Source organism: Microbacterium capsulatum (assembly GCF_030865425.1).
Taxonomy (GTDB): domain Bacteria; phylum Actinomycetota; class Actinomycetes; order Actinomycetales; family Microbacteriaceae; genus Microbacterium; species Microbacterium capsulatum.
In genome coordinates, this window is sequence record NZ_JAVFCB010000002.1 from 43,134 (window position 1) to 68,660 (window position 25,527).

Below are 25,527 nucleotides of genomic sequence, written 5' to 3' on the forward strand. Positions count from 1 at the left end.
ACCATCGCTTGCACTGAATGGTCATCGCGCCTTGAGGCAGAACACGGCACCGTTTTCACGGCGCTGATCGGCGAAGGAACGTGCTCCAGATCTCCTCCCCGGTTCGGATTCTGCCGGAGCCGTCGAGTGCTGCTGCGGCAGTCCCGGGTTTGCGAGCGGCATCTCGGTGGATGGCATGCGTGAACTGCTCCGTGAAGTCTGTGCGTGGGAGTTGTTCGACGACCTCTCTCAGGAGCCGCGCGTCCCATTGGTCCAGGTCGCGCCCGCAGACATCGAGCGCGGTGGCGGCTTCGAGGAGATAGCCCTCGGGAGTCCTGACGGGATCGATCTCGTCCCGCATGTGGGCTTCGATCGCGACTGCGATGGCGCGAGCTCGGGGTGGATGCATTCCCGCGCCCGCGGCGAAGATCGTCGCGACCGCGCCGCTCGCCTGCTCGAACGGCGCACGGTGCGCGTCGAACGGCTCTGCGAGCCCGAGGTCGTGGAGCATGCTCGACAGACAGAGGATCTCAGGGTCGAAGTCGAGTCCCTCTTGTTCGCCGAGCGCGGCGGCGAACACCCATGAGCGTTCGCTGTGCGCGAGGATACGGGGATCGAGCCACGTCCGAGCCGTCTCGATCGCACGATGCGCGAGGTCCGACGGCGCCTCCAGGTAGTCAGCCGGTGTCTTCACCGTGGCAATCTATCGCCGCCGCCGGGCGGGGACACACGGTCAGCGAATCGTGTCGTGATCGGCCGATCCGTCCGGCAGCGCCGTCTAGGAGGCGCCGCCCGTGCCCGGCACGATCACGGTGGGCACCGGCGCGTTGCGCAGGATCCTGGCGGCGCTCGATCCCAGGAACACGCGGGCCACCGGGTGCGTCGAGGACGATCCGACGACCAGCACGTCGCCGTCCGTCCAGTCGAGGGCACCGATCGCGCGTTCCCAGTCGCCGCCTTCGACCAGACGCTGTTCGATCCGGTCCTCGGCGAAGCCCCTCCGGCGGAGATGATCCTGCGCCAGGTCCAGCGCCGTGCCGGCTCGTCCCTTCCAGAGCTCGATCACCTGCGTCTCCACGTGACTGACGGGCGTCGTCACGGGGCGCCGTGCGGGAGCCACCACGAACGTCACCAGGCGCACGCGCGCGTCGATCCGCCGGCAGAGCTCTGCCACGCGGTCGAGCAGCGACCAGCCGGCGTCGTCGTCCCGGAACCCGACGGTCACCCGCGTCACGGCGGCAGAGCTCCGGTAGCCGCGCGGTGCCACGGCCACGGGGATCGACGCCGAATGCACCAGACGGTCCGTCTTCGAGCTCAGCCGGATGCGGCCGGCCGCCGCCTCCTCGCTGGAACCGACCACCAGCATCCAGGCGTCCTGTCGGGCGGCCTCGTCCATCAGCACCTGCGGCACGGAACGTCCGCTCGCCCAGGAGGCGGAGCCGTCGACGGAGGAGTGCCGCGCGAGCTCTTCGCGGGCCTGGGCCGCCGCCGTCTCGCCTTCGTGCGCCGCCCACGATTCGTACTCGCGGTCGGTGCCGCTCGCGGCGGGCGTGGACCAGCCCTGCGGCACGACCGACACGACCTGGACGGGGCGGGGCTCGGAACGCGCGAGCTGGCAGGCGAGTTCGACGGCACTGCGGTCGTCGTTGCGGGGCCCGTACCCGACGAGGTAGGTCATCGCTCGACCAGTTCGTGGATGGGCTCGGCGATCTCCTCCTCCGAGATGAAGCTGTTGAGCGTGGCGTGCTTGCGGCCGTAGACCAGGTACCCGATGAAGACGAGGGCCAGCCACGCACCGCAGATGATCCAGGTCACCGGCTTCAGGCTGAAGAGCACGTAGACGCACGCGACGATGGTGAGGATCGGCACGACCGGATAGAACGGCACCTTGAACGGGCGCTCCAGATCGGGACGGCGGCGTCGAAGGACGATCACCGACAGCGCGACCATGGCGAAGGCGACCAGGGTGCCGAACGAGACGCTGTCCCACAGATAGTCCGACGGCACGAAACCCGCGACGGCGGCGACGATCACCGACACGACGACCGTGTTGAACACCGGCGTCATCGTCCGCTGGTTGACGTGCAGGAATCGGTGCGGGATGAGGCCGTCGCGGGCGACCGAGAAGAGGATGCGGGTCTGGCCGTACAGGATGACGAGTGTCACGGAGAACACCGAGATGACCGCGCCGGCGGCGAGGATCGTTCCCCAGACCGGGGTCCCGGTGACGTCCTCGAGGATCTTCGCGAGGCCCGCCTCGCCGGCTCCCGGAGTGGAGAACCACGCGACGGGCTTCGCGGCGAGGCCGGCGAGCGCGACCAGGATGTACACGGTGGTGACGATGACGAGCGCGCCGATGATCGCGCGCGGGATCGACTTCTGCGGGTTCTTGGCCTCTTCGCTCGCCGTCGAGACGGCGTCGAGGCCGATGAACGAGAAGAAGATCGTGCCGGCCGCCGTGCTCACGCCGGCGGCCCCCAGCGTGAAGAAGTTCGAGAAGTGGTCGGCGTTGAACGCCGTGAACCCGATGACCACGAACAGCAGCAGCACGCCGAGCTTGATGCACACCATGATCGCGTTGACCGTCGCGGACTCGGATGCCCCGCGGATCAGCAGCAGCATGCACAGCAGGACGAGGATCACGGCGGGCAGGTTGATGAAGCCTCCCGTGGCCGCACCGTCCGATCCGGGGATGAGTGAGATCGACAGGGCCGTCGGAAGCTCGAAGCCGAAGATGTTGTGCAGCAGCTCGTTGAAGTAGCCGCTCCAACCCACCGCGACCGCGGAGGTGGCGATGCCGTACTCGAGGATGACGCAGCCGCCGACGATCACCGCGAGACCTTCGCCGAGCGCGTGATACGTGTAGGAGTAGCTCGATCCGCTCACGGGGATGGCCGCGGCCAGCTCCGAATAGCACAGTGCGGAGAGGCCGGCGGTGACGGCCGCGAGGATGAACGAGATGATCACGGCAGGACCCGCCATCGGGATCGCCTCGTTCAGCACGAAGAAGATGCCCGTCCCCACCGTCGCGCCGACACCGAACATCATGAGCTGGAATGTGCCCAGCCGGCGGGGGAGCTCTTCCCCCTCATGATGCCTGCGCTGCAGGATGATGGGCTTTCGTCTCAGCAGCTGCTGTCCTAGGGCGACCATGTCGTCTCCTTCGCATAGAACCGATCGACGGCGACCGGGGTCATTCCAGGTTCTCCTGAGCCGCGGCGTCGAAAGACCCAGGACGAGCGCTGTGCATCTCGGATTCCAGACACTGTCGCGCGGGCGGACCATCCTTTCCGCGGTATCCCCCGGGCAGGGTAGGGTGTCGCGGTGACGAACGCTCAGGACCCCGTCGGCGCGGCCGCGGCAGCGCGCCCGGTGCGCGGTGTTCCGCCGCTGCGCGAGCACGGCATGCCTCCGCTGGTGCTCATGACGACGTTCGCGTTCGCCGGGTTCGCGGTGATGCTGCCGGTCGCTCCGATGCACATGGTGGCGGTGGGCGGTGGGACGTTCCTGTCCGGGCTGGTCAACGCCGCGCTCATGGGTGCCACGATCCTGACCCAGGTGGGCGTCGAGCGGGCCCGCGCCGTGCTCGGATGGCGGGTCAGCCTGATGCTCGCGTGCCTGCTGCTGGGGGCACCGGCCCTGCTCGAGATCGTCGCGAACGCGCCGTGGCAGATCATCGCGCTCGCCGCGGTGCGCGGCATCGGGTTCGGGATCATCACGGTGAGCGGCTCTTCGGCGCTCGCCGCGCTCTTCCCGCCCGAACGCCGCGGACGGGCGATCGGCGAGTACGGGCTCGCCGTCGCCGGTGCACAGCTCGTGCTCACCCCCGCCGCCCCGTGGATCGCGGACACCGCCGGATTCCCGATCGCGCTCGCCGTCGCCGGTCTGCCGCTCGTGGGGATCCCGTTCGCGCTGTCGGCGGGCGGGGCGATCGAGCAGCACACGCGCGGCGCGGTCCCGGCGCCCGCTCCCGCTGCCGGCTCGAACGGCGAGGCGGAGACGAACCGGCACGCGCTGATGCGACTCTGGGCGCCGATCCTCGCGCTCGTTGTGGTCACCTGCGCGGGAGGCGCGATCACGACGTTCGCTCCGCAGTTCGTGCCGGGCACCACACTGACCGTCGTGTCGCTGCTCGTCTACACCGCCGCGGCGATGCTCGCCCGCTGGCTGTCCGGTGGCCTCGCCGACCGGTACGGCGCTCGGCGGTTCGTCCTGCCCGGTCTCGGCCTCGCCGTGCTCGGCCTGGCCGCCATCGCCGCGAGCATCGCGGGCGTGACCGGCCCCGTCGCGCCTGTCGTGCTCGTCGCGGGCGCGATCCTCGTCGGCTCCTCCTTCGGCACGATGCAGAACGTGACCCTCGTGCGATCCTTCGAGCTCGCAGGGGAGCACGCGAAAGGCGTCGCGAGCACGGCATGGAATGTCGCCTTCGACGCCGGCACCGGGGTAGGAGCACTCGCCATCGGGGCGCTCGCCTCCCGCACGTCGTTCTCCTTCTCCTTCCTGATGCTCATGGTGCTCAGCCTCGCCGCCGCAGCGGTGCTTCTCGCGAACGGCCGCCGCGCGAAAAGGCCGCCGGCTCTCGCGGAGACGGCGGCCTGAGCCGCGGGAGCGAGCTCCCGCCGAGGACTACATCCCCGGAACGGCCTGCGCCTCGTGGACCTCGATGCTGCAGCCCCCCGGCATGTTCAGGTGGGGGTGCACTTTGGCGAGCTCGAGCGCGGCGTCGGCGCTCTCGGCCTCGATGATCGTGTAGCCGGCGACCTCCTTGGTGCTGGGCGCGACGCCCTCGCTGGTGACGCGGACGCCGCCCGCGAGCGGGGTGCCGAAGTCGACCATGCCGGGGCCGACCTTCTCGGCCCACTGCATCCAGGCGCCCATCATCTCCTGGACGCCCTCGGGGGTCGGGGGAGCGGCCTCGGCGGGAGTCTGCGGAGCGTGGTAGATGAGAACGAACTTGGCCATGATGGTTTCCTTTCGGGTGAGGTGATTCAGTACAGGACGGCGATCGACTGCAGGCAGCCGATCCAGCCCTCGGCGTGGAGGTCGGCATCGGCCTGGTCCACGAGCTTGGTGTGCACGATCGATACGGCGGTGCCGTCGTCCACCGCGGTGAACGACACCTCGACGAGCGATTCGTTGTCGGATCCGTCCCACTGCCAGGTGAAGAGGAGTCGGTTCGGACGATCGACCTCGACGTAGATGCCGCCGACGGCATGCACCTCGCCCGCCGGGTCGAGCATCTCGAGGCGGTAGCGGCCGCCGACGCGTGCATCGACGGTCGCGAGCGTGGGGCCGAACTCGAGGGACGGCCGGTGCCAGGCGCTGAGGTGCTCGGCGCTGGTCCAGAGCTCCCACATGGTCTCGATGTCGAGGGCGAAGGTGCGGTCGACGTTGGCGGTGAACACGGATCAGTTCCTGTCTTCGGTGGGCTTGCGGAGCGAGTCGATGTAGAGCTGCAGCGAGTCGAGCTGCGCGTTCCAGTAGTCGGTCATGGTGACGATCCAGTCCTTCGCCGAATCGAGCACTTCGGGGTTGGCCTGCGCGCTCGTGGCCCGGCCGTGCTTCACACGCGTGATGAGGTGCGCGCGCTCGAGCGTCGACAGATGCTTGTTCAGCGCCTGCGGGGACAAGTCGAGCCGTTCGGCCAGGTCGGTCATCGCCTCGGGGCGGTCCGGGCTCGCGACCTCGTGCAGCACGGCGCGCCGCACGGGATGGGCGAGGGCGCCGAAGACGGCGTCCAGCTCGTCCTCGGTGAGCGGGGCGCGCCCCGCCGTCAAACCATAAACCATGTGGTTTAGCGTAGGTGAAGACGGATCCCTTGTCCACCCGGATCCGTTCACCCTGCAGGATCCGGTGGATCGATCCGGATCGCCGGGGTCAGCCGATCGTCAGGCCGGGTGGCGGACGTCCCAGACCCGGCCGTTGTCGTCGCCGGCGAGGTGGCTCACGAGCGATCGGGCGGAGTCCATCGGCGCGATGAGGTCGCCGTCGTCGTGCAGGGCGGTGAACCGCTCGTGCAGCGACCGCCCGACGCGGGCCGGATCCTGCGAGCGGATCCACAACTGCGTCTCGGTGTCGACCGTGCCGGGGCGGTAGGCGTTGAAGGTGACCCCGGTATTGGCGTACTCCGCCGCCATCGAGAGGGTTTGGGCCTCGAGTGCACCCTTGGTCGCGGCGTACGTGCTCGCGCCGATCATCGCCTCGGGGCGGGCGGCCACGCCACTGGAGACGTTCACGACGCGACCCCAGCCGCCCTGCGCCATGCCGGGCAGCAGAGCGCCGGCGAGCGCGACGGGCGCGACCACGTTGAGTCGGAGCGCGTCGAGCATCGCGGACGGGTCGAGCGAGCCGCTCGCACCCATCGGCTCGACCGTGCCGGCGTTGTTCACCAGGATGTCCACGCGGCCGACCGCGGCCGCGATCCGGGTGCCTAGCGTGCGCAGCGCGTCCAGATCCCCGAGGTCGGCCGGCAGCGGTTTCGCCGTCGCGCCGGCCTCTTCGACGAGACGCGCCGTCTCGGCGAGCTGGTCGGCGGAGCGGGCGATCAGCACGACGGTCTCCGCGCCCGCCTCGGCGAGCGCGACGGCGATCGCCCTCCCGATGCCGCGGCCCGCCCCGGTGACGACGGCGGTGCGCTCGGACAGTGTCTTCCCGGTCATCCTGCCATCGTAGGCGGGGCCGCCGTCGGGGGCGGGCGCAGCATGACCGCGCGGAAAACCGAGTGCGCCGCCCCGCGCGCGTGCCACGACGATGCCGCGCTGCGACGTCGGGAAGCGGTCGAGCATCGCGCGCAGCTCGGCCGCGTCGACGTCGGCCCCGAACGCCTCGGCGCCGGGCTCGAGCATGATGCCGGCGGCGAGCGGGCCGGCGACGACCGGGTCGAAGCCGAGGTCGTCGACGAGCCGCGCCACGACGGCGAGGTCGGCGGGGCCGTCTCCGGCGATCGCGATCGCCTTGCGGTCGGGGGCACCGGCCGGGCGCGCGTCGTCGCGCAGATCCTGATAGCCCATGTGGCCGAGCGCCTTCACCACGCGGGCGCCGACGAGGTGCCGCTGCACGATCTCGCTCGTCGAGGTGCGCGGATCCTCGAAGTCGGGCCGCAGACCGTCCGCATCCCACCAGTAGTTCACCGCGTCGATCACGAACTTCCCGCGCAGCGCATCGACGGGCAGCGTCGAGAACCGGCCGAGCGGGATCGCCAGCACGATCGCGTCGGATGCCTCGATGACCTCGGCGGTGCGTGTCGCCCTCGCGCCGATCGCGGCCATCGGCCGGGCGATGCGGGCCGGATCCCCCGATCCCGCGATCAGGACGTCGTAGCCCGCGGACACGGCGAGGTCCGCGAGGACCGTGCCGAGGCGCCCGGCGCCGAGGACGCCGAGGACGCGGAGGGAGTCGCGGGAACGATCGGGTCCGTCGGTGCCCATGGAAACGCGCGCTCAGCGCTGCTGGTCGCGGATGGCTTCCAGGTGGATGCGCTGCGGCTGCACGACGTGCTCCGCGTACTCCGGGTGCTTGGGCAGCCAGGCCGCGACGTACGGGCACACCGGCACGATCGCGGTGCCCGAGGCGATGAGGCCCTCGACGATGGTGCGCACGAACATCGACGCCAGCCCCTGGCCGGCGTACTCGTCGGAGACGAGCGTGTGGAACAGCACCCTCTGCGCGCCGTCGTCGGCCGCGACGTCGACGTAGGACTCCTCGCCGATCTCCTTCTCCTGCGTGCCGTCCTCGCCGCGGTCGAGGAGGACGTACCGGAACTGCTCGGGACGGTCCTGCACCGTGAAGCGCTCCTGCGTCATCGTCTTCGTCTCGTCTCTCTGCGTCTGATCCACAGGATCCGTCCTTCTATCTGCGTGGCCGGAGCCGGATGGTCGGGAGCACCGGGGCGGGCAGCGGGTCGCGCTGCCCGGGCGGGAAGGATCCGAACAGCGCGGGCTTGCCGGCGTCCTGCGGGTCGGGCTGCTCGAAGCCGAGCTCGGCCTGATAGCGGCGGCGGAACTCGACGATCTCCTCATGGCTGCGGCCGATGAAGTTCCACCACATCACGATCTGCTCGCCCAACGGGATTCCGCCGAGCAGGATCACCCGCGCGCCCGTCGGTCCGGCGGTGAGGTGGATCGTGTCGGATCCGGTCGGCACGTACACCAGGGAGCGGTGCTCCGCGCCGGTGCCGTTCACCTCGATCCCGCCGGTCTCGGCCAGCAGCGCGTGCTCGAAGTCGGCGCGCACGGTCAGCGTCGTGTTCGCGCCGGGCTCGAGGATCAGCTCCGCGCCGAGCAGATCCGGGGTGCGTGTGTCGACGGGGGAGACCGAGCCGAGCAGCCGTCCGATGAAGACCCGGGCGGTCAGGCCCGGTGCGGTGACGGGCTCGGGGGCGTAGTGCGCGAAGTGGTCGTCGGTGAACCGGGTGCTCTCGGGCAGGGCGTACCACAGCTGCACGCCGTGCAGGGTGGTGGTCTCGGGAGTGCTGATCTCGGAGTGCGTGATGCCGCTTCCGGCGATCATCAGGTTCAGCTCGCCCGGCCGCACAGCGGCCGCGTTGCCGCCCGAGTCGAGGTGATCGATCTCGCCGGTGAACAGCCAGCTGACGGTGGCGAGGCCCGTGTGCGGGTGCCGCGGCACTTCCATGCCGCCGGACGTCGCGACGTCGTCGGGGCCGTAGTGGTCGAGGAAGCACCAGGCGCCGACGAGGGAGCGCTGCTTCTGCGGCAGCGTGCGGTAGACAGTCATGGCGCGCGGTCCGCCGAGCGGCACCTCGCGGGGGAGCAGCACCTCGACGCCGATGCACGGCTGTCCCGGTTCGAGGACGACGAGGTGCGGGTTGCGCTCGAGATCGCTCATCGCCTCAGCATACGGCCCGCACCGGCGGGGTCGGGCGGGGTCGGAGCGCACCCGGTGCCGGGCGCGTCACGGCAGGGCGGCAGGGCACGGTCTACCGTCCGGCCGCCCGGGACCCGCGTCGTTCCTGCGCGTCCGTCAGCTGGTGCTGCCAGTCCGCGGGCACGCGGTCCGAGGGTCCGGGAGCGCCCTGATCGAGCGGGTGCTGCTGCGGATCCGGCAGCTCGCCACCGCGGAGCGGCGCGTCCGCCGCGTAGTCCCAGAACCAGGCCTCGCCGGGTTCGAAGCTGCGCAGGTAGCGGTGCCCTGTCGCCTCGTAGTGCCGGGTCGCGTGCTGGGCGAGCGAGTCGTCGCAGCAGCCGATGTGGCCGCACTCGACGCAGCGGCGCAGATGGAACCACCAGCCGCCGGTCTGCTCGCAGTCGAGGCAGCCCGTTCCGGACGGGGCGGGGGAGCGCTCCAGAACGTCCGCGGGGACGCGCGCATCGTCGCTCATGGCCCGAGTCTAGGCACCCGGGCATCAGGCGACCAGAGTCAGTGGTGCAGGGCTCCGCGGGTGAGCACGACGGCGGCGATGATGATCGCGACCGCGAGCGCCGTGATCAGCCAGCCCTGCCACGTGTTCGGGCTCCAGCCCCAGCCGGTCCGCTTCGGGCGGAACCACGGGTTCTTCCTGCTCATCGGCGTGCTTCGGGCGTCGGATCAGCGGACCAGCGTGCCGTCCGCGTTGCGCGGGCGGACCGGGTGCTGGCTGAGGATCGAGATCCGGTTGAACGTGTTGATCGTCAGCGCCACCCACTCGGCGGCGGCGAACGCGTCGTCGCCGAGCTCTCCCCGCGCCCCCGCCAGGTCCCCCTCGGACTCCTCGGTCAGCGGCAGCCGGGTGGTGGCCTCGGCGATCGCGAGGACCGCCCGCTCCCGCTCCGAGAACAGCGACGATTCCCGCCAGGCCGGCAGCAGATCCAGCTTCTGCTGCGGGATCCCCGCATCGCGCGCCTCCCGCGAGTGCAGGTCGAGGCAGAACGCGCAGCCGTTGATCTGCGAGGCGCGGACCTTGATGTACTCGGTCTCGGCGATGCTGAGCCCGTGCAGCGCCGCCGCCTCCTTGACCGCCTCGGAATAGGCGGATGCGGCCTTCCAGGCCTCGGGGACGGCCTTGTCCAGGTACGGGCGCATGCGGATCCTTCCGGTCGATGCTCTCGAGGCTACCGGTCCCCGCGGATCCCTCTCACTCGTAGCGCAGCGACTCGACCGGGTCCTGACGCGCCGCGCGCGCGGCGGGCAGGGTCCCGGCGAGGAACGCGATCACCATCACGAGCAGGATCACGAAGACGATCGAGCGCGCATCGAACGCGACCAGCTGCAGTCCGGACAGGTCCGACAGCAGGCTGCGGCCGAGGATCCGGCTCACCACGCTGCCCACGAGCATCCCGCCGAGCACGCCCAGCGCGCTGCCGAGGAACCCGATGAACGTCGCCTCGAGGCTGAACAGGCCGAACACCTTCCCCGAGCTCATCCCCATCGCCTTCATCAGGCCGATCTCGCGGGTGCGCTCCTGCACGGACATGAAGAGGGTGTTGATGATGCCGAAGCTCGCCGCGAGCAGCGCGATGATCGCGAACGCGTTCAGCACGAGCACGATCCCGTCGATCACGGCCTTGAACGTGCCGAGCTGCTGCTGCAGCGTGGTCGACGTGAAGCCGGCCGTGGTCAGCCGGTCCTGCAGCGCCTTCACCTGCGTGGCGGAGGCGCCGGACGAGAACCAGACGCGCGCCTGCAGATAGCGGTTCTGCTGGTCGGCCTGCACGCCGGTCTGCTGCGCCGTGTAGAGGGCGTTCGTCAGGGCGTCGTTCGGGAGCAGGCTCGAGGCGCCTCCGGTCAGGCTGAACGTCGTCTCGGAGACGCCGCTGACCGTCGCGTCGACGGTGTGCTGCTTGCGCGTCGCATCGGTGACGGCCAGGGTCACGGTCTTGCCGACCGCGTCCTTCGCGCTGGAGAACCCGAGCGGTGTGACGAACGTGCTGGGCAGGGCGAGCTGCAGGTCGCTGCCGGCGTCGTCCGGCTTCGCGCCCGCGTCGAGCTTCACGGTCTGCCCGGAGACGAGGCTGCCGGCCGCGCTGATGACGTACTTCGTGCCTCCGCCGGACTGGATGTAGTCGATCGACACGGAGCGCACCGGCTTGACCGTCGTCACGCCGCTGACCTTGGCGAGCGCGTCCAGATCGGCCGACGTGAGCACGGACACGGTGTTCTCGCCGGTGCGGCCGCCGCCCGTGGTCGCCGTGCTCGGGTCGTACACCCGCGGGGCGGTGCTGCCGGGGGCGGCGCTCGCGTCGGCCTTCTTCGTGACGGTGAGCACGTCGCTCGCGCCGAAGCCGGAGACCGTGTCATCGATGTAGCGGTTGATCCCGGTGCCCAGGCCGTTGGTGATGGTGAGCGTGAAGGCGCCGACGAAGATCGCCAGGATCGTGAGGATCGTGCGCGTCTTGGAGCGGAACGTGCTGCTCACCGCGGCGCCGATCAGGTCGAGCGGCTTCATGCCGCCACCCGCTCGATCAGGCCGTCCTTGATGTGCACGCGGCGGTGGCACTTCGCGGCGAGATCCTCATCGTGCGTCACGACGACGAGCGTGATTCCGTGCTCGCGATTCAGCGCCAGCAGGATGTCCTCGACGACCGCCCCCGTGGCCGAGTCGAGGTTGCCGGTGGGCTCGTCGGCGAAGATGATCCGCGGGTCGTTCACCAGCGCCCGCGCGATCACCGTCCGCTGCTTCTGCCCGCCGGAGAGGTTCACGGCCTTGTTCTTCGCCTTGTCGGCGAGGTCGAGCTGCTCGAGCGCGGCCATCCCGCGGCGACGGCGCTCCGCGGCCCCGACGCCGGCGATCTTCAGCGGCAGCACGACGTTCTCGAGCACCGTCTGGTTCGGGGTGAGGAAGAACTGCTGGAACACGAACCCGAACGTCTTGTTGCGGATCCGGTTCAGCGCGGATCCCTTGAGCGTCGCGGTGTCCTGTCCCTCGAGGGCGATCGTGCCGGCGGACGGCTCGTCCATGAGGGCCATCAGGTGCATCAGGGTGGACTTGCCGGATCCGCTCTTGCCGATCACGGCGACGCTCTCGCCGTCGGCGATGTCCAGGCTCACCCCCTTCAGCGCGTCGAAGCGCCCGCTGCCGCGGCCGTAGGTCTTGTGCACGTCGCGCACGGAAATCACGGGGGTCGTCATTCGGGCTCCAGGCTCAGGGGCGGATCCGCCGGGTTCAGGATCCCCGATCGTGGGGGCGACCCGCATCCTCCCAGAGGAGGAGATGCGATTACTGCGCACGAGGTACGGCGTCGTCGTCCGCGGGCAGCCGCTGCTCGACGAGGCCCACCGTGTTGCCCTCGCTGTCCTCGATGAACGCCTGCCACTCCGCGGTGCCGCGCGGACCGAGGTTGTCGTCGGCGTGCGTGAAGATGATGTGGGGCTCGCCGACGATTCTCACACCGCGGGCGCGCAGTCGATCGACGACCGCCTCGATCGCCTCGACCCGCAGGTATAGCAGGGCGGGGGATGCGCCGCGCTCCAGCAGCAGCCGCGTGCCGCCGAGGTCGAAGAAGACGAGCCCCGGCGGGTCGAACCGGGCGAGGGGCGCGGCGCCCAGCAGGTCGGCGTAGAAGGCGGCGGCGCGTTCGAGGTCGACGGCGCGCTGGGCGACCTGCACGAGGGACATGGCGCGATCGTACCGCCGGATCGCGACCCGTGCGCCGGGGCGGATAGAATGTCAGATCATCCAACGATCTTGACCTGCTAGAGTGCTCAGCACGCGACGCGGGCGGAGAGGGGGTCGGCGATGCCTCGCAAACGGGCGATGCTGAATGTGGAGCGGGTGACCTCGCCGTCCTTGCCTGACCTGATCGCGGACAGGCTTCGACAGGCGATCATCGAGGGCCAGATCCGCGAAGGAGAGCAGCTCGTCGAGCCGGACCTGGTGGAGCGCTTCGGGGCATCCCGTCCGACGGTCCGCGAGGCACTGCAGCGACTGGTGCAGGAGGGGCTGCTGACTGCGATCCCGCATCGGGGCGTCTTTGTGACCACGATCTCTCCCGAGGACATCGTCGACATCTACAACGCGCGCCGCACCGTCGAGTCGTCCGCCGCCGTCTCCTTGGTCAAAGATCCGGCCCCCGAGGTCATGGCGCAGCTCCGCGTGGAGTACGCGGCGATGGTCGAGGCGTTCCGGGTCGGCGCGAAATCCGACATTACAGCGGCGGATCAGCGGTTTCATGAAGCGCTGGTCAGCGGCCTTCGGAACCGTCGGCTGCTGAAGGCCAGTCGAACCTTTCTCGTCGAGACCCGCCTCTGCCTCGCTCGTCTCGAAGGGCGCTATCCGTTCTCGCAGACCGCGGTGGACGAGCACTTGGACATCATCCGCGCGATCGAGCGCCGCGACATCATGGGCGTGATGAAGGCCGTCGATGACCATATGGACAACGCGATCGCCCTTCAGCAGAAGACGTGGGACCCCGCAGAGGACGCCGCTCGCGCGAGCGTCTGATGCGGGCGTGCGGGCGCGGCTCGCTCGGGCCGCCGCGCGCGAGCTCCCCGGCGGTCGCCGGCAATGCGTACGCCCGTCTCGCCAGGTCGAGTGCAGGCGGTATCCGATCGTGCGCCGCCGAACGCTGATTCGCCTCGGGCGCGGGATGCCGTCGGCGTCTTCGGAGTGGTGGTCTTGATCGAAATATCGGTAAAAACATTTACGATCTGACGATCTGCCCCTAGGCTCGGTGCTCGGAACGGCGAGTCATCGCCCGCCTCCGACCACGCCAGTCAAAGGAGACACACGCCATGGTTCAGCAGACAGCACCGGCTCCCGACCGGGCCCGAACGCGAGTGGCCGTCCGCGCCGCGATCGCGGGCGGCATCGGCACGGTCATCGAGTACTACGACTTCACCGTCTATGCGTACCTGTCGATCGTCATCGGGCCGCTGTTCTTCCCCTCGGGCAACCCTGCCGTCTCCACGCTGTCCGCTCTCGGAGTGTTCGCCGGGGCGTACGTCGTGCGTCCCTTCGGCGGCATCTTCTTCGGTCGAGTGGGTGACCGCCGAGGCCGTCGTGCGGCGCTCGTCGCCACCGTGGTGATGACGGGCACCTGCAGCGTCCTCATGGGCCTCCTGCCGACCTACGCGACCATCGGCGTCCTGGCACCGGTCCTCCTGGTGATCGTGCGCGCGCTGCAGGGATTCGCGGCCGGTGGCGAGGTCGGCGGTGCGATGACCTACATCATCGAGTCCGCGCCCGCGCATCGCCGCGCGTTCTTCGGCGCCTTCACCCCGATCGGCACGAACCTCGGCTTCGTGCTGTCTTCCTCGATCGTGGGCGCGATGACGCTGTTCCTCAGCCCTGCCCAGATGTCGGCATGGGGCTGGCGGATCCCGTTCCTGATCTGCCTGCCGCTCACCGTCGTCGTGCTCGTCATCCGGCTCAAGATCCAGGACACCGAGGAATTCCTGAAGATCGCCGACGAGAAGAAGGTGAGCAAGGCGCCGTTCCTCCAGATGCTCCGGACCAGCTGGCGCTCGATCCTCGTCGTGCTCGGCATCGGCATCACGACGAACGGCGTCGCCTATCTCGGATCGACGTACATGAGCATCTACCTGCAGCAGATCGTCGGCCTGCCCGCGAGCATCGTGTACTGGATGACGGCGGGGTCGATCCTCGCGCTCTGCATCGCCATGCCGTTCGTCGGGCTCGCGGCCGACCGGTTCGGCCGGCGCCGCGTCTTCGTGTTCGGCGCCGTGGCGCTGATCATCATCACCTACCCCATGCTCGGCATCATCGGGACGGCGTCCGTCGGCGTGATCATGGCCCTGTTCGTGCTGTACATGCTGCTCAGCGCCACGCTGCAGGTGCCCGTCTTCACCACGATCCCGGAGCTGTTCCCCGGCCCCGTGCGCTACACCGGCGTCTCGTTCGGGTTCAACGTGGCGACCGTCGTCGCCGGCGCCACCTCGCCCCTTGTCGCGACCGCTCTCGTGGCCGGCACGGGCAATCACCAGTCGCCGGCGTTCTGGGTGATCGGCGTCTGCATCATCGGCCTCGTCACCGTCTTCACGATGCGCTGGCCGGACCCGAAGCGGGTGCTGACGACCACGATCCAGGTCCCCTGACGCAGAGCCCGCCCAGAGCCGCACGACTCGGGGCCGCGGCCGGACATGCGGACACTGGGCGGGCGTGAGCGCAGAAGGAGACGACCGGGAACGGCGTCGTCCTGAGAATGCAGTGGGTGCATCGGTAGAATCGCAGCGCATCGTCGCAGGCCGTCAGCGGGCCGGGGTGAGCGACCGTGCGTTACGGAGAGTTCATGACCACTGCGATCGCCGCCGTCCTCAGCCGCGGCCTGGAATCCTTCAACGGATTGCCGGACGACGAGTTCATCGATCTGCTCACCACGTCCTGCCATCTTCCGGTGCGGGCGTGGGCCGTCGCGGTCGATGGGCGGCGCCCCTTCGCGGACGTCGGCAGCCTCCTGGAAACCGCGGGTGCATCCGTGGATCTCCTCACCGACGACGATGTCGATGCTGCCCACCACGGATTGCGCCGTATCGGCTCGAAGCTGGAGGGTGACTCGCTCGAGGATCGCTGGTCCCGTCAGGAATCCGGGCTCGTCAGACGCGACGAGGAGACCTGGCGCCTGCTCGAGCCCGCGCACGAGGGGTACGAGGCGAAGCACGGCCGGACGTTCCTGATCAGCGCGACCGGCCTGTCGACCGAGCAGATCCTCGATGCGCTCCGATCCCGCACGGCGCTGACGCGCGAGGAGGAGAACCGGGCGGCGAAGGACGAACTGCGCAAGCTCGTCGAGGTCCGCCTCCGCAAGCTCCTCACCGCGCTCGGGGAGGCCGTCACGGACGGATCCGCCGCATCCTGATCGGAACGGGGGAGTGTCGCGCCTGCGTCAGCGCGACCCTGTGACGATCGCGCGCGGGACCCGTCCGGTCAGGACATAGGATCCGATCATGCCCGCCTACTTCGAGCGCCTCGACGCGTCCTCCTTCCGTCCGACCTCGGCCGTGGAGGGCGCGTGGAGCGTCGAGGAGCAGCACATCGCCCCTTCTCTCGGGCTGATCGCGCACGTCATCGAGCGGGACCACGACGCGCGCCGCGGCGGCGAGCTGCAGCTCGGACGGATCTCCTACGACATCCTCGGCACGATCCCGATCGAGTGCGTCGACCTGGACGTGCGAGTGCTGCGACCCGGGCGCACGATCGAGCTCGTCGAGGCGGTGCTCAGCCACGACGGCCGGGCGGCCGTGATCGCCCGCGCCTGGCTGATGCAGTCCGCCGACACGGCGGCGCTCGCGGGCAGCGCCCTGCCCGCCATGCCGGACCGGCACGAGCTCGCGCCGTGGTCCGCCGGGGAGATCTGGCAGGGACAGCACGTCCGCACGGTGGACATGCGCCGCCGGCAGACCGAGCCCGGCCGGGCCTGGGCCTGGCTGCGCCCGCAGCTGCCGCTGCTCGAGGGCGAGGACGTCAGCCCGACCGCGCGGCTGCTCGGCCTGGTCGACATCGCCAACGGGATCACGCCGCGCATGGCCCCCGCCGAGGTGGCGTTCCCGAACGTCGACCTCACCTGTCACCTCGTCGCGCAGCCCGAGGGGGAGTGGATCGGCTTCGACACGACGGTCACGGTGGGCCCCGCGGGCCTCGGGCTCACCGACACCGTGCTGCACGACCACCGCGGTCCGATCGGCACGGTGCAGCAGATCCTCACGGTCCGGCCGATGCGCGGCTGAGCGTCCGACGCCGCGGAGTCGCCGATCGGCGGCTGCTCGCCCGCAGCCGGGAGGCGGATGCCGGGTCCGACGTCGTGCGTCGGACCCGGCACCGTATCCGTCACCGGCCTCGTGCCGGCGACGGGGCACAGTCAGCCGAGGTCGCCGTCCCCGCTCGTGGAGCCCGCAGGAACCCCGGGCACGTCGTCCGGGCCGAAGATCTCGGCGTCACCGGGGTACGCCTCGGTCCAGTGGTGCGTCTGGTACCAGGTCCAGCGGTTCATCAGCGCCGGGTTGTCGAAGTCCGGCACCGCGTTCTGGGTGTCGGTCCCCGTGAAGCGCTGCTTCTCCGCCCACTTCTGCCACTGGGCGGCATGCGCCTGCTGGGACGCCGGGACGGCGGCGGCCTTGGCGGCCTCCGCGTTCACCGCCGCGGCCTTGTCGCCCGTCGCCCCGAGCGTGTCATAGCCGCATGCGGGCTCGGTGACGACGCCCTCGGTCAGCGGCACCTGGTTCGCCACGGCCGTGTACGGGGTGAAGTCCGGCTTGTCGGTGAACGCGTCGAACATCGGGGTCGCGGCGGCGACCTTCTGGTTCAGCGGCTGCGCGCCGAGGATCTGCTGGATCGTGCGGACCATGCTGATCTGCGAGTAGAAGGTGCTGACGGTCTTGCCGTGCACCGCGTACGGGCTGATCACCTGGACCGGTGCGCGGTGCCCGTCGACGTGGTCCGCGCCGTCCTGGGTGTCGTCCTCCGCGATGAAGATCGCCGAGTTCTTCCAGTACTGCGAGTGCGAGATCTCGTCGACGATCTTGCCGACGGCGAGGTCGTTGTCGGCGACCTGCGCCTCCGGATCCGCGGTGCCACCGGTGTGGTCGCTGGACAGCCAGATCATGTTGAAGTTGGACGGGCCGCTCTTCTCGAAGCTCTGCTTCCACGTCGCGTACCGGTAGATGTCCGGGACCGCGAGATCGAACGGCGCCGCCGTGCGCTCCGTGATCGCGTCGAGGGACGGGATCGCCGAGCTCGCGTTGAGCTTGATCGACGGATCGAACAGCTGCGAGGGGTCGCCGCCGCCCATGACGTCCTTCGCGGAGCAGTAGTACTTCTGCCAGGTCGCGCCGGCAGGCTTGCCCTCGCCGTACTCGAACTCGCCGAAGTTCTTCGCGGACTGGCCTGCGGTCTGCACCGAGGTCCACAGGAAGCCGGAGCGCTGGTGGCCGAGCACGTCCTCCTCGGTGTCGTAGGAGCGCGCGTACTCGCCCGCGCTGGTCTCGGTGTAGGCGGGGTTGTCTCCCTGCATGAGCCAGTTGTGGCCCTCGGCGGAGTTCGTGCCGATGTCGTACGTGTTGTCGTACAGGCCGAACTGCGTCGCCAGCGCGTGCTGGTTGGGCGAGACCTTCTGGCCGAACTGGGTCAGCGACGGGTCTCCGTTGCCCTGCTTCATGTCGCCGTAGAGCTGGTCGTAGCTGCGGTTCTCCTTGACGATCAGGAACACGTGCGTGATCGCCGAGGGGTCGCCGACCCGCTTCGGGACCGCGACGGCCGGCTGGCCCTGGCCCTGGGCGCCCTCGGCCTGCTTGACGGATCCGCCCGTCCAGCCGTTCTGCGCGAACACCGTGTCGGTGTACTTCTGCAGCTGGTCGTCGGCGGGGAGCGCGAACCGGGTCAGCGAGGCCGTGGTCGAGTGCGTGCCGTGCCCGGTCGCGGGGGTCGTGCCCTGGCCCTTGTTGTAGGTCAGCTCGGGGCCGCGCGCGTCGATGCCGCGGGTGTTCGACACGATGATCGAGCCGTTCACCGCGGCGAGCGTCTCCGGGAAGTAGTCGGTCGGCAGCAGGCCGAGGTAGCTCGCCGGCTCCTGCGGGTTCTTCTGGTCGACCTTGTACACCGCGACCGCGTTGGCCCGGCCGAGGGAGACCAGCAGGTGGTCGCGCTGCATCGTGATCGACGTCGGCTCGTAGCCCACCTGGGACGACGCCCACGGCTGCGTGAGGATCGTCTGCACGACGTTCCCGGAGCGGGTGTCGATGACCGAGACGCTGTCGCTGTTCGTGTTCGCCACGTACAGCGTCGTGCCGTCCAGGTGCATCGCCGTCGGGTGCAGCTGCACGGCGATCGAAGCCGCGGCGGCCGCCGGGTTCGCCGTGTCGATCACACTGACCGTGCCGGTGGTGCTGGTGCCCAGATTGGTGTCGGCGGGGACCTGCGTGCCGTACGAGCCCATGGTCGCCTCGCCGGCCGCGGCCGTGCGGCCGCCCTCGTTCGACACGTACAGCTTGGTGCCGACGAAGGCCAGCTGCCGCGGGGCGATCCCGACGGCGAACGTGTTCGCGACGGTGCCGGCGACGGGGTCGATCGCGGCCACGGCGTTCTGCCCGTTCACAGCGGCGTAGAGGACGGATCCGTCGGGCGAGAACGTCATGCCCGCGGTCAGCGCCTTCTGGCCGTTGACCGTCGGCAGCGCGATCTTCGTCCCCGTACCGAGGGAGCCGTCGGCGTTGAACGGATACCGCACCACGCCGGTGGCGACCGGAGCGAAGAGGAACTTGCCGTCGGGGGAGAAGACGGGGGCCTCCTGGCCGACCGTGCCGTCGGAGATCTTCTGGTACGCCATGCCGGAGAATCCGGCCTTGCTCGCCGCGGTCGCGAACGAGGCGGACGCGAGCGTCCCGGCAGCCGCGACCGGCTTGTAGGTCTGCAGGTCGAACACCTGCAGATCGACCGAGCGGTCGGCGCTCGTCGCGACGAGGAAGCGGCCGTCGGGGCTGACCGTCGAGCCCATGATCTTGCCGAAGGGTGTCATCAGGCGGTCGCCGAGGGGCCGGATCGTCTGGTTGGACGCGATCTGCTCGCCGCTGTCGTAGGTCGCGCCCACCTGCTGCTGGCCGAACGCGATGGTGGAGGCGACCGCCGCGCTGCCGCCGAGCAGCGCGAGGGCGCAGCCGGCCGCGATCACGGTGAGGCCGCGGCGCCCACGGGCGAAGGAGGAGATTCGGCGCAGGCGGTCAGGCCCGCGCCGAGGGGAATTGCCGTGCATAGCACTGCCTTTCGGGGATCGTTCCGTCCGACGGGCACGACGACCCAGACGTCGGAGCACGTCGGGAGCGGAGGTGGGGAGGGTTGCTCCGTGACCGGAGCGTTATCGACACTGCTCCCCGGCGGTGCCCTCAGCGCGAACGGCTCGTGAACATCTCCGGGGCATCCGGTGACGGCTGCCTCTTCGCGCTCCCTCGGCGCCCTTCGGCGTCAGCGCACATCTGCGACGGGCTGGCGCAGGATCGTGCGGCGCCTCTCCGGCGGGACACGGCGGGCGTCGCTCAGATAGATCTCGTGGTGCGTGCCGGCCAGGCGCAGGCCCTGCGCCGGGATGAAGTCGTGATGCATCCGGTCCAGGACCGGTGCCTCGTCGTCGAAGGATCCGACGTGCAGTGTCTGCACGCACCGGCCCTCCCCGAGCGCCAGGATCCGGACGTCGTCGAGACGAGAGGGCGAGTTCTTGGCGCGGACCTGCGCGACGGCGGCGTCGACGAGATCCTCGCCGATCCACTCCGGGATGAGGATCATCATCGTCCAGTCCCAGCGCGACTTGTCGCGCGCCGTCGTGAAGGCGTCCATGTCGTCCGCCCACCACAGCCCCTCGAGCGGTGGGACGACATGGTCGCGCCCGAGTTCGCGCCTGCTGGCGAACTTCAGGGCATAGGCGACGGGGTAGAGGGCGGCGAGGGCGTCGGCGTATTCGGCGGCGGTGTTCGGATCGCCGTGGCCGTCGATCGCGAGGTAGCGCTGATCGGGCAGGTCGACGATCCGGAACCCGCCGCGCCGCGCGCGGTACCCGTCGAGGGACTTCGCGAGGTCGGCCTTCGGGTGGCCGTGCTGCTCCGGGGACGCCATGGGCCCCATTCCAGCACGGAACGGGGCCCAGGCGCGCGGCGGATCAGAGGGCGCGGAGGATGTCCTCCACGCGCTCCTTGGCGTCGCCGAACAGCATCTGCGCGTTCTCCCGGAAGAACAGCGGGTTCTGCACGCCGGCGTAGCCGGCGGCCATCGAGCGCTTGAACACGATGACGTTCTCGGCCTCCCACACCCGCAGCACGGGCATGCCGGCGATCGGGCTGCCCGGATCCTCGGCGGCGGCCGGGTTCACCGTGTCGTTCGCGCCGATCACGAGCACGACGTCGGTCGACGCCAGGTCGTCGTTGATCTCGTCCATCTCCTCGACGATGTCGTAGGGGACCTTCGCCTCGGCCAGCAGCACGTTCATGTGCCCGGGCAGGCGGCCGGCGACCGGGTGGATCCCGAACCGCACCTGCACCCCGCGCTCGCGCAGCTTTGCGCTGAGCTCGGCGACCGGGTACTGCGCCTGCGCGACGGCCATGCCGTAGCCGGGGGTGATGATCACGCTCGAGGCGTTCTGCAGCAGGGTCGCCGCCGCCTCCGCCTCGACCTCGCGGATCTCGCCCTCCTCGGTGTCGCCGCTCGAGGTCGGCGCGGCGATCCCGAACCCGCCGGCGATCACGGAGACGAAGGACCGGTTCATCGCCTTGCACATGATGTACGACAGGTACGCACCGCTCGATCCGACGAGCGCGCCGGTGACGATGAGCAGGTCGTTGTTCAGCAGGAAGCCCGCAGCCGCGGCCGCCCAGCCCGAGTAGCTGTTCAGCATCGAGATCACGACCGGCATGTCGCCGCCGCCGATCGACGCGACCAGGTGCCAGCCGAGCAGCAGCGCGAGCACGGTGACGACGATCAGCAGCCAGAGCACCGGGGTCATCACGTACCAGACCGTGAGCACGACGAACAGGACGAGCGCGCCGAGGTTGAGCACGTTCTTGCCCGGCAGCATCAGCGGCGACGACTTCATCCGCGCGGACAGCTTGAGGAACGCGACGATCGAGCCGGTGAAGGTCACCGCGCCGATGAACACGCCGATGAACACCTCGGCGTGGTGGATGTCGCGCAGCGCGCCCGTGAGGTGGTTCTCCCCGAGAGCGCCGTTCCAGCCGACGAGCACCGCGGCGAGGCCGACGAAGCTGTGCAGCAGCGCGATGAGCTCGGGCATCCCGGTCATCGCGACGACGCGCGCGCGCCACAGCCCGATCGATCCGCCCACGAGGACGGCGACGAGGAGCAGGACCGATCCGATCGCGAGCGATCCGGATCCCCAGGCGTCGACGACGACGGCCCAGACCGTGGCGATGAGCGCGATGACCATGCCCGCGATGCCGTAGCCGACGCCCGCACGGGCGGTCTCGTGCCGGCTGAGGCCGGCCAGGCTCATGATGAACAGCAGTGCCGCGACGAGGTACGCGGCTCCGGCGATGGACGCCGGGGTCAGCAGGGTCTCCACGCGTCAGGCTCCCGTCTTCTCGGACCGGGCGGCCGGGGCGGCACCCTGATCCGTCTTCGGGGCAGCGCCCCGTGCGAACATGGCGAGCATGCGGCGGGTCACCGCGAAGCCGCCGAAGATGTTGATGCTGGCCAGCAGCACGGCGACGGCGGCGAGGATCTGCACGACGAGCGTCTCGCCGGTCAGCTGCAGCATGGCGCCGACGACGATGATGCCGGAGATCGCGTTGGTCACGCTCATCAGCGGGGTGTGCAGGGCGTGCGCGACCTTGCCGATGACGTAGAAGCCGACGACGATCGCGAGCACGAGCACGGTGAAGTGCTGCGGCAGCGGGGCCGGGGCGAACGCGTTCACCAGGAACAGCGCCGCGATGCCGATCGCGACGAGGCCGGCCCGCTTCGCGGCGGACATCGGCTGCTTCACAGGAACGTCGGCCGCCGGTGCGGCGGCGGGCGCCGCCGGCGGCGCCACGGACACCTGCACCGGGGGCGGCGGCCAGGTGATCTCGCCGTCCCTGACGACGGTGAACGAGCGCTGCACGACGTCGTCGAAGTCGAGCACGACGGCGCCGTCCTTACCGGGCGTGATGAGCTTGATCAGGCTCGCCACGTTCGTGCTGTACAGCTGGGAGGCCTGCGCGGGCAGGCGCGAGGCGAGGTCGGTGTAGCCCAGGATCACGACGCCGTTCGGCGTCACGATGCGCTCGCCGGCGACGGAACCCTCGACGTTGCCGCCCTGGCCCGCGGCCATGTCCACGATGACGCTGCCGGAGCGCATGCTCGCGACGTCGGCCGCAGTGATCAGGCGCGGCGCGGCGCGGCCCGGGATGAGCGCGGTGGTGATGATGATGTCGACCTCGGCGGCCTGCTCGGAGTAGATCTCCGCGGCGCGGCGGTCGTAGGCCTCGCTCGTGGCCTTGGCGTAGCCGTCGGTGGACTGCTCGACCTCGACCTCGACCTTCAGGTACTCGCCGCCGACGGACTTGACCTGGTCGGCGACCTCGGGACGCGGATCCGTCGCTCGTACGATCGCGCCGAGGCTGGAGGCCGCGCCGATCGCGGCGAGCCCGGCGACGCCGGCACCGGCGATGAGGACCTTGGCCGGCGGGACCTTGCCCGCCGCGGTCACCTGGCCGGTGAAGAAGCGGCCGAACTCGTGCGCCGCCTCGACGATCGCGCGGTAGCCGGCGATGTTCGCCATCGAGGTCAGCACGTCCATGGACTGGGCGCGCGAGATGCGCGGCACGGCATCCATCGCGAGAGCCGTCACGCCGCGTGCGGAGAGGGCGGCGAGCAGGTCGGGCTGGAACGCGGGAGCCATCAGACCGACCACGATCGCGCCGGGGCGCAGGGCCTGCACCTCGGCGTCGACCGGAACGTTGACCTTGAGCAGGATGTCGCTCTGCAGCGCCTCGGCGGCGTCGACGATCGCGGCGCCCGCCTCGGCGTACGCGTCGTCCGGGAACGCCGAGAGCGCGCCGGCGCCGGCCTGCACGGCCACGTCGTAGCCCAGCGCGATGAGCTGCTTGACCGTCACCGGGGTCGCCGCGACCCTCGTCTCGGGCGGTTGCTCGGTCACGATTCCGATGCGCGTCATCGTGTCTCCTGTTCGTGTCTTCGGGGGATGCTGACGGGGATGCTGCCGCGACACCGCGGTGCGCCGCTCCCGGGATTATCGGACTCGGGAGCGGTTCGTGCGAGCGTATCGGAGCGGATCGGCAGGATCAGGCATCCTGCCGGCTCTGTGTCGGCGAAAGTTCCGTGGAGTTTACGGATCGGGTAAATCGGAGGGTCCGGCGGGCGTAGAGTGCCGATCATGACCTCGGTCCCCGTCTTCGCCGGGCAGGGCTGGGTGCAGATCGGGGAGCTGCTCCTGGCCTTCGTGCTGAGCGCCCTCGTCGGGCTGGAGCGTCAGCTGCGCGGGCGCAGCGCAGGCATGCGCACCCAGGCGATCGTCGGCACCTCCTCGGCGCTGTTCCTGCTCGTGTCGAAGTACGGCTTCTCGGACATGATCGGCGAGCACGTCGGCCTGGATCCGTCCCGGGTCGCCTCGCAGATCGTGACGGGCATCGGGTTCCTCGGCGCCGGCCTGATCCTGACCCGGCGCGGTGCCGTCCGCGGGCTGACCACGGCCGCGTCGGTATGGGAGACCGCGGCGATCGGCATGGCCGCGGGCGCCGGCCTGTGGGTGCTCGCGCTCGCGGTGACGGCGCTGCACTTCGTGATCGCCTACGGGCTGAGGGCCATCGCCCGTCTGCTGCCGGGCGCCCGGGACAACGAGTTCCAGATCGAGGTCGTCTACCAGGACGGCCGAGGGCTGCTGCGGAACATCCTCACGGCCATCACCGGGAGCGGCTGGGCGGTGCGGCGTGCGGAGCCGCAGGACGACGCCGCCGCCGGGACGACGTCGCTCATCCTCGACCTGACAGGAAGCACGAGCCCGGATGCCCTGCTCGCCGCGGTCGCCGAGATCGACGGGGTCCGCAGCGTGCAGATCCTCGGGGAGGACGAGCGCGAGTAGCGCGCGAATCCCGCACCCCCGGAACGGGCATACCTTTGAGGGGGATCGTCGGCGTGCCACGATCCGACGACGACAGAGGAGCATCATGACCGCACCGGGTCCGGGGGACGACACCGCCGTGGACGTCACCGAGAAGTTCAAGGGGGCTTTCCGCCACCACCCCGCGGGGGTGGCCCTCGTGTCGGCCATGACCGCGGAGGGGCCGGTCGGCCTCACGCTCTCCAGCGTCGCCTCGGTGAGCGCGGACCCGGCCGTGCTCGTCTTCTCCGTCACCCGTGCGACGGGCAGCGCCGGAGGGATCCTCTCCGCTCCCAGCATGCTGGTGCACTTCCTCGTCGCCGGCCAGCAGCCGATCGCCGACGCGTTCGCGCGCTCCGGGGAGCCGCGGTTCACCCCCGAGCAGGGCTGGCAGACCCTCCCCACCGGGGAGCCGTTCCTGCCCTCGTCCCGGGTGGCGGTCCGCGGCACGATCCGGGAGACGCACCGGGTCGGCCCGTCGGCGCTCATCCTGCTCGACGTCCTGGACGTGATCGACGGCACGCCGGGGGCGCCGCTGCTCTACCACGACAGGCGCTACGACAGCCTGGTGTCGTCGGCCGTGGCCGGATCGGCCCAGGGCTGAGGGTTCGGCCCGGGAGCTGGGTTCGGCCCTGAGCGGAGCGGGCTTGCCAAGGCGCGGGAACGGGAAGAAGGTGGAGCCATGTCGGTGACCCTGATCCTTCCGCTGTCCGCGCCGCTCGGCGTCGGGCGCATCGTCGCCGTGGACGAGGAGCCCCGAGCGGTGCGGGTCCGCGACCTGACCACCGGCGTCGTCTACCGCGTGCCGGGATCCGTCCTGCCGGAGCTCGGCGCGCTGCCGTGGCGCGGCAGGGTGGAGGCGTGCACGGTCATGGTGACGGAGGAGGGCGTGGTCACCGAGCTCGTGCTCGACGCGGTTCCGGGAGGTGCGGTCGATCTGCGCGGCTCGGCGATCGCGCTCGAGGGCGCCGAGGAGGCGGCGGCCGCGGCCAAGGCGCAGGCGGCGATCTGGGGCGGCACCGACCGTCCGCCGCAGCAGGAGCCCGAGCGCTTCTGGTGAGGG

Annotated in this window: 27 protein-coding genes; 8 read left to right on the forward strand and 19 right to left on the reverse strand. The window is 70.3% G+C overall.

From position 1 onward, the window contains the following. Positions 1-55: 55 nt before the first annotated feature. The 3 genes from RBR11_RS03100 to RBR11_RS03110 form a co-directional block, all read right to left on the reverse strand. Positions 56-673, reverse strand: a complete 618-nt coding sequence (locus RBR11_RS03100; protein ID WP_308487841.1) for an HD domain-containing protein — start codon at positions 671-673, stop codon at positions 56-58. A gap of 84 nt (positions 674-757) precedes the next feature. After that, the gene (locus RBR11_RS03105) at positions 758-1,657 is read right to left on the reverse strand and encodes a universal stress protein (protein ID WP_308487842.1); all 900 of its coding nucleotides are present in this window, start codon (positions 1,655-1,657) and stop codon (positions 758-760) included. Continuing rightward, the gene (locus RBR11_RS03110; RefSeq protein ID WP_308487843.1) at positions 1,654-3,132 is read right to left on the reverse strand and encodes an APC family permease; all 1,479 of its coding nucleotides are present in this window, start codon (positions 3,130-3,132) and stop codon (positions 1,654-1,656) included. Before RBR11_RS03110 ends, RBR11_RS03105 begins: the two co-directional genes overlap by 4 nt. Positions 3,133-3,303: 171 nt before the next feature. On the opposite strand from RBR11_RS03110, the gene RBR11_RS03115 reads away from it, so the two are divergent. Next, positions 3,304-4,578, forward strand: a complete 1,275-nt coding sequence (locus RBR11_RS03115; protein ID WP_308487844.1) for an MFS transporter — start codon at positions 3,304-3,306, stop codon at positions 4,576-4,578. A 27-nt stretch (positions 4,579-4,605) separates the two neighbouring features. Here the strand turns inward: RBR11_RS03115 and RBR11_RS03120 are convergent, their stop codons facing one another. The 12 genes from RBR11_RS03120 to RBR11_RS03175 form a co-directional block, all read right to left on the reverse strand. Continuing rightward, positions 4,606-4,941 (reverse strand): YciI family protein, encoded by a 336-nt coding sequence (locus tag RBR11_RS03120; protein WP_308487845.1) that lies wholly within the window; start codon positions 4,939-4,941, stop codon positions 4,606-4,608. Positions 4,942-4,967: 26 nt separating this feature from the next. After that, the gene (locus RBR11_RS03125; RefSeq protein WP_308487846.1) at positions 4,968-5,384 is read right to left on the reverse strand and encodes an SRPBCC family protein; all 417 of its coding nucleotides are present in this window, start codon (positions 5,382-5,384) and stop codon (positions 4,968-4,970) included. Between the two features lie 3 nt (positions 5,385-5,387). After that, complete coding sequence (locus RBR11_RS03130) at positions 5,388-5,768, reverse strand: ArsR/SmtB family transcription factor (RefSeq protein ID WP_308487847.1); 381 nt, start codon at positions 5,766-5,768, stop codon at positions 5,388-5,390. A gap of 99 nt (positions 5,769-5,867) precedes the next feature. Next, positions 5,868-7,406 carry an SDR family NAD(P)-dependent oxidoreductase gene (locus tag RBR11_RS03135; protein ID WP_308487848.1) on the reverse strand — a complete coding sequence of 513 codons (1,539 nt, stop codon included), beginning with the start codon at positions 7,404-7,406 and terminating at the stop codon, positions 5,868-5,870. Positions 7,407-7,418: 12 nt separating this feature from the next. Beyond that, complete coding sequence (locus RBR11_RS03140) at positions 7,419-7,814, reverse strand: GNAT family N-acetyltransferase (RefSeq protein WP_308487849.1); 396 nt, start codon at positions 7,812-7,814, stop codon at positions 7,419-7,421. Between the two features lie 13 nt (positions 7,815-7,827). Then, complete coding sequence (locus RBR11_RS03145) at positions 7,828-8,823, reverse strand: pirin family protein (protein WP_308487850.1); 996 nt, start codon at positions 8,821-8,823, stop codon at positions 7,828-7,830. Between the two features lie 91 nt (positions 8,824-8,914). After that, positions 8,915-9,316, reverse strand: coding sequence for a UBP-type zinc finger domain-containing protein (locus RBR11_RS03150; RefSeq protein ID WP_308487851.1), 402 nt, complete (start codon positions 9,314-9,316; stop codon positions 8,915-8,917). A 38-nt stretch (positions 9,317-9,354) separates the two neighbouring features. Beyond that, entirely contained in the window at positions 9,355-9,501 is a 147-nt protein-coding gene (locus RBR11_RS03155; RefSeq protein WP_308487852.1) for a hypothetical protein, read from the reverse strand. A gap of 21 nt (positions 9,502-9,522) precedes the next feature. Then, complete coding sequence (locus RBR11_RS03160) at positions 9,523-9,996, reverse strand: carboxymuconolactone decarboxylase family protein (protein ID WP_308487853.1); 474 nt, start codon at positions 9,994-9,996, stop codon at positions 9,523-9,525. Between the two features lie 52 nt (positions 9,997-10,048). Next, the gene (locus tag RBR11_RS03165; RefSeq protein WP_308487854.1) at positions 10,049-11,359 is read right to left on the reverse strand and encodes an ABC transporter permease; all 1,311 of its coding nucleotides are present in this window, start codon (positions 11,357-11,359) and stop codon (positions 10,049-10,051) included. Then, entirely contained in the window at positions 11,356-12,042 is a 687-nt protein-coding gene (locus RBR11_RS03170) for an ABC transporter ATP-binding protein (RefSeq protein WP_308487855.1), read from the reverse strand. Before RBR11_RS03170 ends, RBR11_RS03165 begins: the two co-directional genes overlap by 4 nt. Positions 12,043-12,130: 88 nt before the next feature. Beyond that, positions 12,131-12,529 carry a VOC family protein gene (locus tag RBR11_RS03175; protein WP_308487856.1) on the reverse strand — a complete coding sequence of 133 codons (399 nt, stop codon included), beginning with the start codon at positions 12,527-12,529 and terminating at the stop codon, positions 12,131-12,133. A 120-nt stretch (positions 12,530-12,649) separates the two neighbouring features. Between RBR11_RS03175 and RBR11_RS03180 the strand changes: the two genes are divergently transcribed. The 4 genes from RBR11_RS03180 to RBR11_RS03195 all read left to right on the forward strand — a co-directional run bounded on the left by RBR11_RS03180 (position 12,650) and on the right by RBR11_RS03195 (position 16,596). Further along, on the forward strand, positions 12,650-13,354 hold the full coding sequence (locus tag RBR11_RS03180; protein WP_308487857.1) for a GntR family transcriptional regulator: 705 nt from the start codon (positions 12,650-12,652) through the stop codon (positions 13,352-13,354). Positions 13,355-13,644: 290 nt separating this feature from the next. Next, positions 13,645-14,967: an MFS transporter gene (locus tag RBR11_RS03185; RefSeq protein WP_308487858.1), complete on the forward strand. Its 1,323-nt coding sequence runs from the start codon at positions 13,645-13,647 to the stop codon at positions 14,965-14,967. A 194-nt stretch (positions 14,968-15,161) separates the two neighbouring features. Next, positions 15,162-15,728 carry a 2-oxo-4-hydroxy-4-carboxy-5-ureidoimidazoline decarboxylase gene (locus RBR11_RS03190; RefSeq protein ID WP_308487859.1) on the forward strand — a complete coding sequence of 189 codons (567 nt, stop codon included), beginning with the start codon at positions 15,162-15,164 and terminating at the stop codon, positions 15,726-15,728. Positions 15,729-15,816: 88 nt separating this feature from the next. Continuing rightward, on the forward strand, positions 15,817-16,596 hold the full coding sequence (locus tag RBR11_RS03195) for a thioesterase family protein (RefSeq protein WP_308487860.1): 780 nt from the start codon (positions 15,817-15,819) through the stop codon (positions 16,594-16,596). A gap of 131 nt (positions 16,597-16,727) precedes the next feature. Here the strand turns inward: RBR11_RS03195 and RBR11_RS03200 are convergent, their stop codons facing one another. From RBR11_RS03200 to RBR11_RS03215, 4 genes are all read right to left on the reverse strand, one after another. Then, positions 16,728-19,613 (reverse strand): phosphoesterase, encoded by a 2,886-nt coding sequence (locus tag RBR11_RS03200; protein WP_308487861.1) that lies wholly within the window; start codon positions 19,611-19,613, stop codon positions 16,728-16,730. A gap of 209 nt (positions 19,614-19,822) precedes the next feature. Then, positions 19,823-20,467 (reverse strand): GyrI-like domain-containing protein, encoded by a 645-nt coding sequence (locus RBR11_RS03205; protein WP_308487862.1) that lies wholly within the window; start codon positions 20,465-20,467, stop codon positions 19,823-19,825. A gap of 43 nt (positions 20,468-20,510) precedes the next feature. Further along, a complete protein-coding gene (gene pntB, locus RBR11_RS03210; RefSeq protein WP_373889768.1) occupies positions 20,511-21,917 on the reverse strand; it encodes a Re/Si-specific NAD(P)(+) transhydrogenase subunit beta in 1,407 nt (468 codons plus the stop codon). Positions 21,918-21,929: 12 nt separating this feature from the next. Further along, positions 21,930-23,522, reverse strand: a complete 1,593-nt coding sequence (locus tag RBR11_RS03215; RefSeq protein WP_308487863.1) for a Re/Si-specific NAD(P)(+) transhydrogenase subunit alpha — start codon at positions 23,520-23,522, stop codon at positions 21,930-21,932. Between the two features lie 219 nt (positions 23,523-23,741). Between RBR11_RS03215 and RBR11_RS03220 the strand changes: the two genes are divergently transcribed. From RBR11_RS03220 to RBR11_RS03230, 3 genes are all read left to right on the forward strand, one after another. Further along, complete coding sequence (locus RBR11_RS03220) at positions 23,742-24,446, forward strand: MgtC/SapB family protein (protein ID WP_308487864.1); 705 nt, start codon at positions 23,742-23,744, stop codon at positions 24,444-24,446. An 85-nt stretch (positions 24,447-24,531) separates the two neighbouring features. Then, positions 24,532-25,068, forward strand: a complete 537-nt coding sequence (locus RBR11_RS03225) for a flavin reductase family protein (protein WP_308487865.1) — start codon at positions 24,532-24,534, stop codon at positions 25,066-25,068. Between the two features lie 78 nt (positions 25,069-25,146). After that, positions 25,147-25,524 (forward strand): hypothetical protein, encoded by a 378-nt coding sequence (locus tag RBR11_RS03230; protein WP_308487866.1) that lies wholly within the window; start codon positions 25,147-25,149, stop codon positions 25,522-25,524. Positions 25,525-25,527 lie beyond the last annotated feature (3 nt).